Source organism: Puia dinghuensis (assembly GCF_014642875.1).
GTDB classification, from domain to species: Bacteria; Bacteroidota; Bacteroidia; order Chitinophagales; family Chitinophagaceae; genus Puia; species Puia dinghuensis.
In genome coordinates this window covers 138,849-155,824 of sequence record NZ_BMJC01000006.1, presented here as the reverse complement: position 1 = coordinate 155,824, position 16,976 = coordinate 138,849, and the positions used below count along the sequence as shown (strand labels likewise).

Genomic DNA, 16,976 nt, shown 5'->3' with positions numbered 1-16,976 from the left:
CATGAAACATTACTTCTTATTGCTGTTACTGTGGCCTGTCACACTGTGTGCACAAAAGCAAATTGCTGTCCAAACGGAGCATTCGAGCCTTATCTTCACCGTTGGCGCCGATCAAAAATTGTATCAGTCGTATTTTGGAAAAAAGCTATCCCCGGCTTCGACGGAAAGCTTGCCTGCTTCCGAAGCCATAGAAAGCTATCAGGCGGCGGGCGGTCATAACCTGTTTGCCCCGGCGATGAGGATGGTCCATGCCGATGGAAACCCTTCCCTCGACTTTGTGGTGGCCAATACAACCACGCAGATAGTGGACGCCGGCAATACCATCACCCGCATCACCTTAAAAGACCCGGTATACCCAGTTACAGTGGAGCTCTGCTTTTCGGCTTTCTACCGGGAAGACGTTATTACCACCTGGACGGAGATCACGCATTCGGAAAGCAAATCGGTGCATCTGTATAATTTTGCCTCTTCGATGCTGCATTTTAACGCAGACAGTTATTGGCTTACCCAGTTTCATGGCGACTGGGCGGAAGAGATGAAGATGCAGGAGAGCAGGCTCACCAGTGGGATAAAGATCATCGACACCCGGCTGGGTTCCCGTGCCGATATGTATCAGACGCCGGCTTTCTTTCTTTCGCTCAACGCACCTGCTACCGAAACTACCGGGGAGCTCATCGCAGCAACGCTGGCGTGGTCAGGCAATTTCCAGTTCCTGTTCGAGATGGACAATGAGAACCGGTTGAATGTTATTTCCGGCATCAACCCCTATGCTTCCGATGAATGGCTGGCGCCAGGTAAGCGGTTTACCACCCCCGAATTTATTTTTACTTATTCCGACGAAGGGAAAGGCGCGGCCAGCCGCAACCTGCACCGCTGGGCCAGGAATCACCGGGTATTGGACGGAAATGGCCCCCGGTATACCCTGTTGAACAACTGGGAGGCGACCCAATTCGACTTTAATGAAAAGAAGCTGGACAGCCTCTTTGATCAGGCAAAACTCCTCGGTGTCGATCTATTCCTGCTGGATGACGGCTGGTTCGGCAACAAGTATCCGCGCAACGATGACCATGCAGGTCTGGGCGACTGGCAGGAGAATACGGCCAAGCTGCCGGATGGCATTGGACACCTGGTGAAGAGCGCGAATGAAAAAGGGGTAAAATTCGGCATCTGGATAGAGCCGGAGATGGTCAACCCTAAAAGCGAATTATACGAAAAGCATCCTGACTGGATATTGAAATTGCCCAACCGGCCGGAGGATTACTTTCGAAACCAATTAGTGCTCGACCTGCTGAACCCAGCCGTGCAGGATTTCGTGTACAAGACCGTGGACGACATGCTGACACGCAATCCGGGTATAGCCTTTCTCAAATGGGACTGCAACCGGATGATGACCAATACCTATTCCCCTTATGCCGGCGCCGATCAATCCTCCGTGTTCATCGGTTATGTGCAAGGCCTTTATGCCGTATTGGCCAGGCTGCGGGCAAAATATCCGGCGCTGCCGATGATGTTGTGTTCCGGGGGCGGGGGACGCACCGATTATGGCGCTTTGCGATATTTTACCGAGTTCTGGCCCAGCGACAATACAGATGCAATAGAACGCATCTTTATGCAATGGGGATATTCCTATTTCTTTCCTGCCAAAACCATCGCCTGTCATATTACCTCCTGGGGCAATCAGTCCCTCAAATTCAAGACCGACGTGGCGATGATGGGCAGGATGGGGTATGACCTGGATATTGCGCGGCTATCGGGTAAAGATCTTGCTTTCAGCCAGGAGGCCGTCCGAAATTATAAGCGGCTCAGCGGCTTGGTCTGGCAGGGTGATCAATACCGGCTGGTGGATCCCTATAACAACGACAGGGCGGTGGTGCTCTATGCCGACAGCAGTAAGGATCATGCTGTGGTGTTTGCCTACAACCTGCATCCGCCATACGGCACCAACTGGACTCCTGTGCGCCTGCAGGGGCTCGATCCCCGGAAAACATATGTTGTCAGGGAAACCAATCTATACCCCGGTACGGTTTCCCATTTGCCGGAGAACAATCGGTCTTTCACCGGTGAATATCTGATGACGGTTGGCCTGCATGTCTCCGGGAAGACGGCAATGAGCAGCGAGGTGATCGAACTGACGCCGGTGGATACTGCGCCGGTGACCATTCCGTTTGGAAAGGATAACAAGATCATTATCGAAAAGACCAGAGGCACTTATTCGGTGTTTTTTCATGGCAGGCTGGTAATCGATCAGGCCTATGCCCTATGTAAAGGAAAAGAGGTATATGACAGCCGCAACTATGGAGGGCTTACCTGGTTGGCAGAAGGAAATGTCTATACCATTACACATGGCCCGATGCAGCAATTGTTCTACGTATTCCCCGGAAAGGACTATTTTATCACCGAGGTGCAACTGAAAACCGATGCAGGCTGCAACTATATGTCACCATTGGTGGCGGACCACGTCGCCACTAAAGGTAACCGCGCCTTGTTCGTACCCTTCGACAATGATATGTGGGTGCGATACAATGCAGCGCCGATGGGTACAGCGGATTTCACGGGCAGCGAAGTCACCGCCTTGTACAATGACGCGACCAGGCAGGGATTGGTCATCGGCAGCCTGGAACAGGACACCTGGAAAACGGGAATAAGCGTACAAGGCAGCGATGATACGACGCTCTCAGCGTTGAGTGTGTCTAATGGCTGGACAGATTCCGTCCTCACCCATGACAAGATCGGGCATGGGACAGTTAGTCCGGTTGGTGGGGTTTGCCGGGGAGCAAAGGTATTCATCGGCGATTTCGACGACTGGCGCACGGGCATGGAGACCTATGCTCACCTGGACAGCCTCGCTGCGCCGAAGGTCATCTTCAACTGGAACAGACCCACACCGATGGGGTGGAACAGCTGGGGGGCTATCCAGGATAAGCTGACGTTAGCGAAGGCAAAGGGCGTGGTCGATTTCTTCGCTGATAGCTGCAAGGGTTTCCGAAACGGCGAACGTACGTTATTTGTCGACCTGGACGCTTTCTGGGATAATATGACGCCCGGCGGCGTACTAGTCAACGCCTCCCAACTGGACACTTTTATCACCTACTGTCACCAGAAAGGCTTCCGGCCCGGGATATACTGGACGCCTTTTGCCGACTGGGGCAAATCCGATAGAAAGATAGAAGGTTCAACGCACAGTTATCCCGAAACCTGGACCCGGCAAAACGGGCATGTGATGGACGTGGATGGTGGCAGGGCAATGGACCCAACGAATCCGGGAACGCGCGACCGCATCGTCGCCGTTCTTACCCGGCTGAAGCAATTGGGTTTTGAGATGATCAAGATAGATTTTTTGGGCCATGGAGCATTGGAGGCCGATCATTTTTATGATCCCACCGTCACCACCGGGATGCAAGCCTTCAGCAAGGGAATGGCATTTGTCGACAGTGTGCTCGGCGGGCAGATGCTGGTCTATTCGGCAATTTGTCCCAATATCGCCACCGCGCGGTATGTCCATATGCGACGCATCGCCTGCGACGCCTTCAGCGCCATCGACAATACAGAATATACATTAAACAGCACAGGCTATGGCTGGTGGCAGAGCGGCCTATACAATTTCGTCGATGCCGATCATGTCGTCTTCACCAATGCGCCGGCGGGTATGAACCGGGCGAGGCTCGTGTCTTCCTTAGTGACGGGCACACTGATGACGGGGGATGATTATTCCGCCGCCGGCAAGTGGCGGGCTACGGCGCGGCAGCTGTTGCAAAGGCGGGATGTTCTTTCGGTGGTGGGAAGAGGTAAAGCCTGGCGGCCGGTGTTTGCCAATACCGGCAACCGGGGCGTAGAGGTGTTTGAGAAGAACGAGGATGAGAAGGTGTATGTGGCTGTAGTCAATTTTGAGAATAGCCCAAAGGACTTCAGTATTCCTGTTTCGGGGATGAGGAAGGCCAGGGGAATTTTTGGCGGGCAGACGGTACAATCGGATGGCGGTCAATTGAAAGTGAAAGTGGATGGAAATGATGCAGAGATTTTTGTTAAAATATTTTGAAAAGGCGGGGGAATCTCTATATTTGTAGAATAGTATAGTATAGTACAGTAGAGACAGCCATTTATCAAATATTACTTGCTTATGAATATGAAATGCGATTGCGGGCCATTTATGGTTAAAGCTCTTATTGGGTTATTTGTTCTTCTCTTGGGTGCGCACCCGCTCTTTGCGCAAAAGCCGATTACGATCACGGGTACGGTCGTGGATTCCCTGGGAAAAGAAATGGCGGGCGTGAGCGTCGTCATCGCCGGCAAAAAGAACATCGGTACGAATACCGACATCCATGGCAAATTTGTGCTGGATGTGCCGCCACACGCCGTGTTGAAGTTCTCCTACGTGGGTTTTATCGACCAGGATGTCACAGTTACCGAGGAAACCCATACGGTGACTATCCGCATGCGGCCCGCCGCCAATACAGGGGAAGAGGTGGTGGTAACGGCATATGGCCGCAAAGAGCGGAAAGAGGCCGTGGTCGGCAGCGTCACGTCGGTGAACCCGGAAGACCTGAAGATCCCCGCCAGTAATCTCACCAATGCTCTCGCCGGAAGGGTGGCGGGGCTTATTTCATTTCAACGTGCAGGCCAGCCCGGTCTCGACAATTCCAACTTCTTCATCCGCGGCGTCACCACTCTTGGCTATAGCGCCAGCCCGTTGATATTGGTAGACAATATCGAGCTGAGTGCGAACGATCTTGCGCGGTTGCAGGTGGATGACATTGCGAGTTTCTCCATCCTGAAGGATGCCAGCGCTGCGGCTTTGTATGGCGCCCGAGGCGCCAATGGCGTTATTCTTATCACCACCAAGGACGGGAAGATCGGCAAGGCGCGGATCAATATCCGGGTAGAGAGCTCGGTGCAATCGCCGACAAAGAAGATACAACTGGCCGACCCCGTCTCCTACATGAAATTCTACAATGAGGCTGTGACAACGCGCAACCCGTTGAACACGGCGCCGTATTCACCCGACAGTATCTACAACACCAACCAGACATGGACGCATCAGCCCGGCAGCAGTCCCTATTTACACCCTGCGGTCGACTGGATGAGCACGCTTTTCATGGGCCATACTACCACCGACCGGGCAAACTTCAGCGCGAGTGGCGGGTCGCCCTTCGCAAAGTACTATATGGCCGGCTCTTATTCGCGCGATAACGGCATACTGCAGGTGAACCCGGTGAACAATTTCAATTCGGGCATGAAGTATGAGAATTACCAACTGAGGGCCAATATCAATCTCACCCTCACCAAGACCACCGAAGCAGAAGTAAGACTGTGGGGGAATTTCAATGACTACACAGGCCCCATCACGAGTAGTTCGGATGGTCTCGCCACGGACTTGTATATAAAAGCGCTGCATGCCAACCCCGTGGCTTTCGCACCTTACTATCCCCCCGATAGCGCCAACCTGCTGACGCACCACATTCTTTTCGGCAATAATACCAATGTCAATGGTAACTATCTCGATAATCCATATGCCGATCTGATGTATGGTTACAAGACCTTTTCCGAGTCCCGGATGTCGGCGCAGTTCGAACTGACGCAGCGGATCGACCTGATCCCGGGATTGAAATTCCATGGCATCTTCAGTACCAACCGGTATTCCTATTTCGACCTCACCCGGAGTTACAAACCTTTCTACTATTCCATCGCCACCTCCGACCCGCGGACCAATGCCTATACGCTGAACTGGCTCAACAACCAGCCGGGACAGGCACAGGAGTTTCTCAGCTACAATCCGGGGACGAAGACGGTATATACCTTTCTCTACCTGCAGGGAACCATCGATTACGACCGGCATTTCGGCAAGCATGCGGTAAGCGCGACAGTCATCGGGACAAGGGAGCAGACGCAATACGGGGATGCATCCGATCTGTTGAGCAGCCTTCCCTACCGGAACCTCGGCGTCTCGGGCCGCGCCTCCTATTCCTTCGACAGCCGGTATTTTGTCGAGGGCAACTTCGGGTACAACGGCAGCGAACGGTTTGCACCCAACCACCGGTATGGCTTCTTTCCCACCATCGGCGCCGGCTGGATCGTGTCGAACGAAAAGTTCTGGCAGGGTGGGGTAGCCAACATCCTCACACGCCTAAAGATCAGGGGCAGCTATGGCCTCGTAGGTAACGATAACATCGGCAACCAGCGGTTCTTCTACCTGTCGAGCGTGACGCCGGATAATGGGTATGGCCCCCGTGCCAGTTTCGGTAGCAGCAACGGGTTCACGCTGTATGGTACTACCATCCAGGCTTACCCGAACCCGGATGTCACCTGGGAGCGATCGAGAAAGGCTAACCTGGGTGTAGAAGCTACCTTCTTCAAGAGTTTAAACATCACGGCCGAGATCTATCATGAATACCGCTATGATGTCCTGATCCCCCGCGGGTATATCCCGGTGTCGGTGGGCATCGAGAATTCCGCGGCGAACAACCTGCAGGCCAACCTAGGCATCAACACAGCGGAGGGTATCGACCTGAACGTCAACTATAATAAGGCGCTCACCAAGGATTTTACCCTCCAGGTAATGGGTAATCTCACGGCCACAAGGAACAAGGTCGTCTACACTGAGGAGCCGCAATATCCGGACTCCTATGAGTTCCGGAAAGGCCAGCCTATCGGCCAGCCTTTTGGTTATATCGCCGAACGGCTTTTCGTGGATAACAAAGAGGCTCTCAATGCGCCCCAGCAGAACTTCGGTAATGCTCCATTGCCGCAGGGGGGCGACATCAAATACCGCGACGTGAACCATGACGGCGTCATCGATGGCAATGACCAGGTGCCCATCGGCCTGCCGCAGACCCCGCAGATCATCTATGGCTTCGGTTTTTCCATGCAATACAAACACATCGACCTGAGCATGTTCTTCCAGGGATTGGCACGCGAGTCCTTCTTTATCAATCCCTCTTCCAAGATAGATGTGTACAACGGAATTTACGGCACCGCACCTTTCATAAACAATGCGCAGTTGCTGAAGGCGTATGCCGACAACCACTGGTCCGAGGAAAATCAGAATCTCTATGCCTTGTATCCCCGGCTCTCGACATATGAAAACCTGAACAATGAACAGACGAGCACCTGGTGGATGCGGGACGGCAGCTTTATGCGCCTGAAATCCGCCGAAGTAGGGTATTCCCTTCCGGCGAAATGGATCAAGAAAGCATACATGCAGAATGCCCGGTTCTACGTCAATGGACTCAACCTGCTCACCTTTAGCAAATTCAAGCTTTGGGACCCTGAGATGGCCGGACAAGGTTTCGGTTACCCCATCCAGCGGGTATTCAATGTAGGTCTTAACCTTAACTTTTAAAGTAATGAAGATTCTCATCAAAATATCGCTCGTCACCTTGCTGCTTGGGGCTGTGTCCTGTAAGAAGTACCTGAATGTCGTACCGGATGACGTAGCTACCCTCAACAGCAGCTTTGCCAATTCCAACGAGACGGAAGCCTACCTGATAGGCAACTGTTACTCCAGCCTGCAACAGCTGGGGGATGTCTGCCGCAACCCCGGGTTTACAGCATCGGGCGAGGTCATTATCCCCACCGACCTGCCCAGCAATGCCAGTCTGCGCGGTTCGGGGCAGGATGCCGGTTTTAACCTGTTGCTTGGCGAACAGAATGTACCGAACCCGCTGATGAATTACTGGGACGGGTATAACCAGGGCCTTAACCTGTGGCAGGCTATCCGGTGGTGTAATACCTTCCTGGCCAATGTCAACCTCCCGCTCGATCTGACGGCGGATAATAAGAAGCGGTGGATCGCCGAGGCCAAATTCCTGAAAGCCTATTATCACTACTGGCTCATCCGGATGTATGGGCCTATCCCGATAGCCGACGTAGCCCTTCCCGTGAATGCGTCGACCACCGCGGTACGTCAAAAGCAGCAGTCGGTGGACTCCTGTTTCAACTATGTGGTCGGACTCATTAACCAGGCCATTCCCGATCTGCCACCTTCTATCCAGAATACCATCACCGAAGACGGCCGGATCACCCAGGCGATCGCCCTGGCCGTAAAGGCGGAGGTGCTGACCACCCAGGCCAGTCCCTTATTCAACGGCAACCCCGATTATGCGGGAGTGAAGGGCGTAGACGGGACCCCGCTCTGGTCCGCTGCTGCCGTTGCTACGAAGTGGCAAACTGCGGCCGCTGCCTGTAAGGCGGCCATCGATGCGGCAACCGCCAATGGCGCCGCCTTGTATCAGTTCGTCCCTCAATCCGGCCTGAAGCATATGAGCGATTCGACGAAGCTGTTGCTTACCATCCAGGGGGCTTTGAACAGTAGTTGGAATACCGAACAGATCTGGACGACCAATACGACTTTCGGCTACCAGATACAGGCTTGTCCGCGGGTGACGACGGATGCGACGACCGTGTACGATTTCTGGTCGAATTTCTCCGTGCCGATGGGGGAGACCGAGATCTTCTACTCCAATAATGGGGTGCCCATCAACGAAGACAAGACCTTTGATTATTCCAACCGCTATACGGTGGTACAGGGAGACGCCGCCAACCAATATTATGTGTCGAAAGGGTATAACACCAACAAGGGTAACCTCAACCGCGAGGCGCGTTATTACGCCGACATCGCCTTCGACGGCAGCAACTGGTTCGGCTATGGGAACACGGATGATAATAATCCCAATGTTATCAACGCTGTCAATGGCAATGCTTCCCCTGCCGACCCGATCAGCTACAACAGCACGGGTTACTGGCCAAGGAAACTGGTGCCCTACCAGACAGCATCTTCCAATAGCGTATTTACTTCACAGAATTATTACTGGCCTTTTATGCGGCTGCCGTCGCTGTGGCTGCTGTATGCGGAATGTCTCAATGAAGTGGAGGGACCGGGTTCCGATGTCTATCAATGGATAGACAAGGTGCGGGCACGGGTCGGACTGCAGGGCGTCCAACAGGCATGGGCCACGTATTCGAATAACCCGAGCAAACCCAATACGCAGACCGGGCTGCGGCAGATCATCCACCAGGAAAGACGCATCGAGCTGGCCTTTGAAGGGCAGGCCGGGTGGGACCTCCGGCGATGGAAAGAACTGCAGGCTGTGCTGGCGAACCCCTTCATCGGCTGGACCGTGCAGGATAAGGCAAAGACCATGAGCGCTTATTACAACCTGCATACGGCCTTTCAACCGTTTTTCGGGTTGCGGGATTATCTCTTCCCCGTCCAGCAATACGATCTGTTGACCAATCCCAACCTGGTGCAGACGCCTTATTGGTAATTCCTAAACTTATTATATGCCATTGAAACAATTTATTCCGTTTTTGTGCCTGCTGGCGGTGCTGTCCTGCCAGAAAAGCGACAACTACAACGAGGCGGCCTCGACAGACAAGACTAAGCCGGGGGTGGTAACCAATGTGAAGGTTGTGAACTTCAACGGTGGCGCCTATATCACCTATACGCTGCCTAATTCGCAGAATATCCTGTATGTACAAGCGAACTACCCGATCAATAACACCACCACCCGCCAGACGAAATCATCTTATTATTCGGACAGTATTACGGTGCAGGGCTTTGCCCAGAGCCAGGACTACCAGGTCACCTTATACGTGGTATCCCGGGCCAACGTTCAATCCGATCCGGTGGTGGTGACGGTGCATCCGCTTACACCGCCGTATCAACTGGTGGCCAGGACGCTGGCGATGCAGCCCGATTTTGGGGGGGTGGCTATCTCAGGCGCTGATTCGACCCGATCGCCAGTAACCATCGTAGCCCTGCTGCCGAACTCGATCATCGCAGGCAAAGACGTCGTCCAGAACGAGTACACCACCAACAATCTTGCCATTCAATACAGCCTGCGTGGGTATGATACCATGCCAAAGAAGTTCGGGCTCTATGTCATCGATCCCTACAACAATATATCGGATACATTATGGCAGACCATCAACCCGCTGTATGAGATACCATTGCCCAAGAGCCTGTTCAAGCCGTACGTATTACCAACGGATGTACTCGCCTACCAGAATGGCTATTTCAACCTGACGAACCTCTGGGACGGCAACTATGGGGAATATTGTTATAACACACAGCAGCCTATTCTGCCGAGTGCTGCCAAGTCGTATATCTGGCCGGCCTGGTTCACCTTCGATATGGGCGTGACGGCCAAACTCAGCCGGTATATGGTGTGGGACCGTGTTGGCGGCAATAATGAATTCATCTGGACTTCCGGGGCGCCCCAAACCTGGATCATGTGGGGGCGGGCGGATGTGCCGCAGGACGAGTTGATGCCTTCCGATACGTCGCAGTTGCCGGCGCTCGGACAGAAGACGCCCGGCGGCTGGATCAACCTGGGTGTCTTCAATGCACCGGCCCGGCCGGCGGATAATCCGCTCACCAATGCGGATATCACCACCTGGTTGAATGGGTTCAACTTCTCAGAGTCCATTACGCTGCCCAAAGTGCGCTATATCCGCTTCGAATGCTTGCAGACCATGGGCGGTACGGATAATTATTTTAACATGAACGAAATCACAATTTATGGAAACCCGAACTAAGATAAGCGTATATGTATTCCTGATACTGCTGTTGCAGATAGCCGCCTGCTCGAAGAAGCCGACGGATTTCCGGAAATTCCTCGCGGGTAGTGAGATCATTTATCCGGGCGCAGCTAACCAGACGCAGGTTTTACCCGGTAATTACCGGCTCGAACTCACCTGGCACCCCAGCGCCGACCCGAGCGTAGCCAAATATGTCGTGTACTGGAATAACTATGCGGATTCATTGACAGTGCCTGCTACCAGCCATAATCCGGCAGACACGGTCAAATGCCTCATCAGCAAGCTGCAGGAGTATACCTATACCTTCTTTATCAATTCTTATGACAACGCAGGCAACAAGTCGATCTCGACGGAAATTGACAATGCCCGGGCGTATGGCAGCATTTACCAGGCCAGCCTGATCAACAGACCGATCAACCGGGATACACCCTATATATACACCAGCGACAGCTTCCTGGTGCTGAAATTCGTGGCGCCCGATACCATCAATATCACAACGACCATCAATTACACGAACATGCAGGGGAATGCGGAACAAAAGGTGCTTCCACCGGCCGTGGACAGCGTCCTGATCACCGATTATCATCACGGTACCCCTGTCGTCTACCAATCTTCCTATATTCCCGTCCGTGGGGCGATCGACACCTTCATCACTACCCATGTCGATACGGTGCCGTCCATCTACCGGATCATCATGTGTAACAAGAGCTTGTTCAAGGCGGTTAACCTTCCGCATGACCTCGTAGCCGGATTCGGTACATCCCTGCCACAGATATGGGATGGAACGATGACGCCAAAGGGTTATCCGAACATCTTCCATTCCGACGGCAGCGGCAATCCGCCCTTGCCGGGGACGATAACGATGGACATGGGAGCGACTTACAATAACCTGGTGAAAGTAGAAGAAATAGGGCGCAACTGCTGCCATAATCCCAAGGAGTTTGAAGTATGGGGCATCGCAGATACGACCGGAGCGATCAGCTCGCTGCTGCCGGGTAACAGTGGGTGGAAGGCGGATATGACGGCTAAGGGATGGGCTGAACTGGGAGACTTTACCCGCACCGATGATGGGATCGCTCCATACGATGCCTTGTTGAACAGTAACCCACCTCCGGTGCGGTTCCTCATTGTCCGGTTCGTCAGTGATGTGGATAATTCCGGTTATATAAACCTCAGTCAGATGACGTTCTGGTATAAGCAATAATATGAAGAATATCTTAGCCTTTTTTTCTTTACTGGCGGCGGCTGCCCATTGTGACGGGCAGCCGCTGGCCTTATGGTATGATAAGCCTGCCGCTGTTTGGGAAGGTTCATTGCCCCTGGGCAACGGCCGATTGGGCATGATGCCTGACGGAGGCGTGAACAAAGAGACCATCGTATTAAACGATATCACCCTATGGAGCGGGTCGCCACAGGATGCGAACAATTATGAGGCGTATAAGAGTCTGCCTGCCATCCGGAAGCTGTTGTTCGAAGGAAAAAATGATTCAGCACAGCAGCTGGTGGATGCCAACTTTATTTGCAAGGGGCCAGGTTCGGGTGGCGCACAGTGGGGATGTTACCAGACGATGGGTAACCTGACCATTGAATTTTCATCCGGCGGCGCCCCTGCTGGCTACAGCAGGCGCTTGTCCCTCGATAGCGCCATCGCCACCACCACCTTCATAGTAGACGGCGTGCGGTACACCCGCGAATATTTTACATCCTTCACCGGCGATATTGGAGTGATACGCATCAGTGCGGACAAGCCGGGGCATATCAGCTGCTCCTTGTCCATGAACAGACCCGAGCGGTCGGCTGTCGCCGTCATCGGTGATGTGGTACAGATGGAAGGGGAGCTGGATAATGGGACGGATGGGCGAGGCATGCGCTATCTGGCCAAGGCGCGTGCTGTGGCCAGGGGCGGTTTTGTGGAGGCGAAGGGCCTGTCGGTGGTCGTCAAAAATGCGGATCAGCTGCTCATTTACGTGTCCATGGCGACGGATTATAATGATCCCCACCATCGCGACCGCATCAACCACCTGCTCTCCGCGGCAGTGCAAACCCCTTACACCGACATGCGCCGCCAGCACATCGCCCGCTACCAGGCCCTGTTCAAACGCGTGTCCCTCAACCTGGGCGCTGCTTCCAGGGACGATCTGCCAACCGACATCCGCTTGCAGGAATACCAGCGCGATCCGGGTGGGGACAATGCCCTGGCCGCACTTTTCTTTCAGTTCGGGCGCTATCTCTCCATCAGCAGCACCCGTGTGGGGTTGTTGCCACCTAACCTGCAAGGACTATGGGCCAACCAGGTGCATACTCCCTGGAACGGAGACTATCATCTCGATGTCAACGTAGAGATGAATCACTGGCCGGTGGATGTCGCCAACCTGTCCGAGCTCGATCTGCCGCTGGCCGACCTGGTGGCCGGGATGGTACCGTATGGCGAAAGGACGGCCAAAGCCTATTACCATGCCGGTGGCTGGGTGGCGCATGTGATCACGAATCCCTGGCATTTTACGGAGCCGGGGGAGAGCGCCTCCTGGGGCGCGACCAAGGCAGGCTCGGGATGGCTATGCAACAATCTCTGGCAGCATTTTGCTTTCACCGGCGATACGGCTTATCTGCGGCGCATCTATCCCGTCCTGAAAGGCGCCGCTGTGTTTTATCACGATATGCTGATCCCTGACCCGGCGACGGGCTGGCTGGTGACCTCGCCATCTTCGTCGCCCGAAAATTGGTTTAAAATGCCAAACGGCCAGTCGGCTAGTATTTGTATGGGGCCGACCATCGACAACCAGATCGTTCGGGAGTTATATGGGAATGTTATCCGGGCTTCAATGATATTAAAGACGGACAATGCATTCCGGGATACGCTTCGTTCGCAGCTGACCCTGATGCCACCGCCGGGCCGCGTAGCGTCTGACGGTCGATTGATGGAGTGGCTGCAGGATTATGCTGAAACGGATGTGCATCACCGGCATATATCCCATTTATACGGACTTTATCCCGCCAATCTCATAACACCCGACAGTACACCCGATCTGGCGGCGGCCTGTGCGAAATCGCTTGACATACGCGGCGATGATGGGCCGGGCTGGTCCATCGCTTATAAGATGCTGATGTGGGCAAGACTATATAATGGCAACCGTGCCTACAAGCTGTTTAAAGATCTGATGCGGCCCACTATGGCTACCAATATCAATTATGGTGCAGGGGGCGGCATCTACCCGAACCTCTTCTCGGCGGGCCCCCCTTTTCAGATAGACGCCAATTTTGGCGGGGAGGCGGGTATTGCCGAGATGCTGTTGCAAAGCCACGCCGGTTATATCAACCTCTTACCCGCCATCCCTGATGAATGGAAGGCGGCGGGAGAGGTGCATGGCCTGAGGGCGCGCGGGAATGTTGTGGTAGACTTTAGCTGGAAAGCCGGCAAGATCATTTCCTACCGCCTCTATTCCCACTACCCGCATCCCGTTCAGATCAAGATCAACGGGTTACTGCAAACCGTCCAGGCAGGCCCTCTCGCGATCACGCGTGTCGCGGCTGCGCCCGGGCTGGCAACTTCGGCGATCTCCCTGCCGCATATCTTCGGGGATGGCATGGTATTGCAGCGGGATGCCCCTGTGACCATCCTGGGGCATGCAGGCGCCGGTGAATCCGTGCGGGTATCCTTCCACGGCCAGTCACGGACAACAGTAGCCGACAGCAAGGGCGCATGGAAGGTGGTGTTGTCGCCGATGGCTTATGGTGGACCCTATACACTGGAGATCAGCAGCCGGTGGGATTCGGTGAGGCTGAAGGATGTCCTGGTAGGGGATGTGTGGGTTTGCAGCGGGCAATCCAACATGGAATTTCCCGTATCCGGCTGGTCGCGGGTGAACAATGCCGATGAAGAGCTGAGGAATGCAGACTATCCGGCCATCCGACTTTTTTCTGTCGACAAGGCGATCAGTGCCCGGCCGGAGGAAGACGTGAAAGGCGGGCATTGGGAACATTGCAGTCCGGCTACCATTGCTCCTTTCACGGCGGTGGGTTATTTTTTTGGCAGGGAGTTGCACAAAACGCTCAAGATCCCCATCGGTCTTATCAATACCACCTGGGGCGGCACCGATATCGAATCCTGGATCAGCCGGAAAAGCCTGGACAGCAGCCGGGAGTTTCATGATGCGGTGGCCCATCTTCCAATAATAACGCTGGATTCATTGCGCGATCTTTATCGTGCGGCGTCGACCCGGCTGGTGACCCGGCTGCAGGGCGGATTGCCTGATGCAGCTGCAGTGGCGTCGTGGAAGGACCCCTCCTTTGACGCTTCGCATTGGCCGGCCATGCAGCTGCCCGGTCTATGGGACAACCAGCAATTGGGCGCAGCCTTCGATGGTGTGGTATGGTTTCGGAAGGAGGTGGATCTTCCCGGGATGGATACGGCTCTTTTATCACTTGGAATGATCGACGATGACGACGAGACCTATGTCAACGGCATCCGGGTCGGCGGAACCAATGGATATAACATGCATCGCGTATACAAGATACTGCCCGGCATTTTGCACCCTGGCAAAAATACGATTGCCGTCAAGGTGACCGATGGCGGCGGCGGGGGAGGTATCTATGGGGAAGAGAGCGAGTTGTGGTTGTCGGCCGGGTCGGTGAAAGTGTCACTTTCCGGCGCCTGGAGTTTCCAGGTTGCGTCGGTGATTGCAGGGAATGGCGGCTTTGGGCCTAACAGCTATCCGTCACTGTTGTTCAATGCGATGGTCAATCCGATCAGATCGTTTCGGATCAAAGGCGCTATCTGGTACCAGGGGGAGAACAATGCGGTGAGGGCATGGCAGTATCGGAAGGCCATGCCGTTGCTGATCGAGGACTGGCGTCATCAATGGGCCGAGGGTGCATTCCCGTTGTATTTTGTACAGCTCACCAGTTTCAAGGCATCGAGTGGAAATAGTAATAAAGGGAGCACATGGGCAGAGCTGCGCGAGTCGCAGACTGTAGCCCGGGCTCTGCCACATACGGGAATGGCGGTTACCATCGACATTGGCGACCCTAACGATATACATCCGACCGACAAACAGGATGTCGGCAGACGGCTGGCCGCGCTGGCGCTCCATCAGACCTATGGACTGCCGGGCGTAGCGTCCGGTCCGGTATATCGTTCTGTGTCGATGGTGGGGGGAAAGGTGCAGGTGTCTTTTTCGGAAATTGGCGGCGGCTTTATCATCAAAGGCACAAGCCTTCATGGGTTCGAGCTGGCCGGTGCTGACCATCATTTCTACCCAGCTGCTGCAGTCATCGAAGGCAATACCGTAATGCTGTCATCCGACAACGTGCCTCAGCCGGTGGCAGTACGGTACGGCTGGGCAGATGATGCCAGCAGTGCCAACCTTTTTAATAAGGAGGGGTATCCGGCGGCGCCATTCAGGACGGATGATTGGCCCGCCATCACGCGCGACGTGAAATTTACCATTTCACCCAATTTTTGAACCATAGCCGGGGGTGCTCGCCGATCTATCTTTGATGTATGAACGTTCAACAAATCATTTTCTTCATCATCAAAAATTTTCAATCATGGCACAAGTAAGCACTTATTTAAACCTTCCCGGCAATACGGAAGAAGCATTTACCTTCTACAAATCGGTTTTCAAAACCGAATTCAACGGAAACGGGATTACGCGGTTTGGGGATATTCCCGGCGATCCGCAAAGACCCCTGGCCCCCGAACAAAAAAAGCTCGTCATGAATGTACAGTTACCCATTATGGGCGGACATGTATTGATGGGCACCGATGCGGATGCGTCGATGGGATTCAATCTCATCTCAGGCAACAATGTGCATATCAATCTGGAACCCGATACCCGGGAAGAGACAAAACGTCTGTTTGATGCGCTTAGCAACGAAGGAAAAGTGCGGATGCCCCTTGGCGATATGATCTGGGGTGGTTATTTTGGCTCCTGCACCGATAAGTTTGGTATACACTGGATGTTCAATTGCAATCAGCCAAAACAATAATAATCCTCCTCTATTACTATCAAAAGCTAATCGTTATGAAAAGGACAAAAATTCTATATTGGGTATTCACAGGTCTCTTTGCCTTTATGATGCTTGGTTCGGCTATCCCTGATATTTTTTCCACCCAGGTTGCCGTAGAAGGCTTCGAAAAAATGAAGATGCCCACTTATCTTACCCCCTTCCTCGGGATCGCAAAGGCATTAGGCGTTGTGGCAATACTTATCCCGGGCTACCCCAGGATCAAGGAATGGGCTTATGCGGGACTGATGTTCGATCTGGCGGGCGCAACCTGGTGCATCTTTTCAGCAGGGATAAGGGGTGGGAATCTTGCTTTTATGATCATGCCCATAGTCATCGGCTTTCTCTCCTATACTTATTATCGCCGGAATTCGCTTATATTTAAGCATGAGTATCACAAAAAAGGGCAGGGAACCCAAGATACCTTACTTTGA

8 protein-coding genes are annotated in these 16,976 nt (G+C 53.8%); all 8 read left to right on the top strand.

The features are described 5' to 3' along the window. Position 1: 1 nt before the first annotated feature. The 8 genes from IEY39_RS25800 (at position 2) to IEY39_RS25765 (ending at position 16,976) form a co-directional block, all read left to right on the top strand. On the top strand, positions 2-4,036 hold the full coding sequence (locus IEY39_RS25800; protein ID WP_188937149.1) for an alpha-galactosidase: 4,035 nt from the start codon (positions 2-4) through the stop codon (positions 4,034-4,036). Positions 4,037-4,147: 111 nt separating this feature from the next. Beyond that, positions 4,148-7,336, top strand: a complete 3,189-nt coding sequence (locus tag IEY39_RS25795; protein ID WP_229689097.1) for a SusC/RagA family TonB-linked outer membrane protein — start codon at positions 4,148-4,150, stop codon at positions 7,334-7,336. Between the two features lie 4 nt (positions 7,337-7,340). Then, the gene (locus IEY39_RS25790; RefSeq protein ID WP_188937139.1) at positions 7,341-9,260 is read left to right on the top strand and encodes a RagB/SusD family nutrient uptake outer membrane protein; all 1,920 of its coding nucleotides are present in this window, start codon (positions 7,341-7,343) and stop codon (positions 9,258-9,260) included. 16 nt (positions 9,261-9,276) lie between these two features. Further along, entirely contained in the window at positions 9,277-10,533 is a 1,257-nt protein-coding gene (locus tag IEY39_RS25785; protein ID WP_188937137.1) for a DUF4959 domain-containing protein, read from the top strand. Continuing rightward, entirely contained in the window at positions 10,517-11,740 is a 1,224-nt protein-coding gene (locus tag IEY39_RS25780) for a DUF4998 domain-containing protein (RefSeq protein WP_188937136.1), read from the top strand. Before IEY39_RS25785 ends, IEY39_RS25780 begins: the two co-directional genes overlap by 17 nt. A 1-nt stretch (position 11,741) precedes the next feature. Continuing rightward, positions 11,742-15,998: a glycosyl hydrolase family 95 catalytic domain-containing protein gene (locus IEY39_RS25775; protein WP_188937134.1), complete on the top strand. Its 4,257-nt coding sequence runs from the start codon at positions 11,742-11,744 to the stop codon at positions 15,996-15,998. Positions 15,999-16,083: 85 nt separating this feature from the next. Continuing rightward, the gene (locus IEY39_RS25770) at positions 16,084-16,524 is read left to right on the top strand and encodes a VOC family protein (protein ID WP_188937133.1); all 441 of its coding nucleotides are present in this window, start codon (positions 16,084-16,086) and stop codon (positions 16,522-16,524) included. A gap of 35 nt (positions 16,525-16,559) precedes the next feature. Continuing rightward, positions 16,560-16,976 (top strand): DoxX family protein, encoded by a 417-nt coding sequence (locus tag IEY39_RS25765; RefSeq protein ID WP_188937131.1) that lies wholly within the window; start codon positions 16,560-16,562, stop codon positions 16,974-16,976.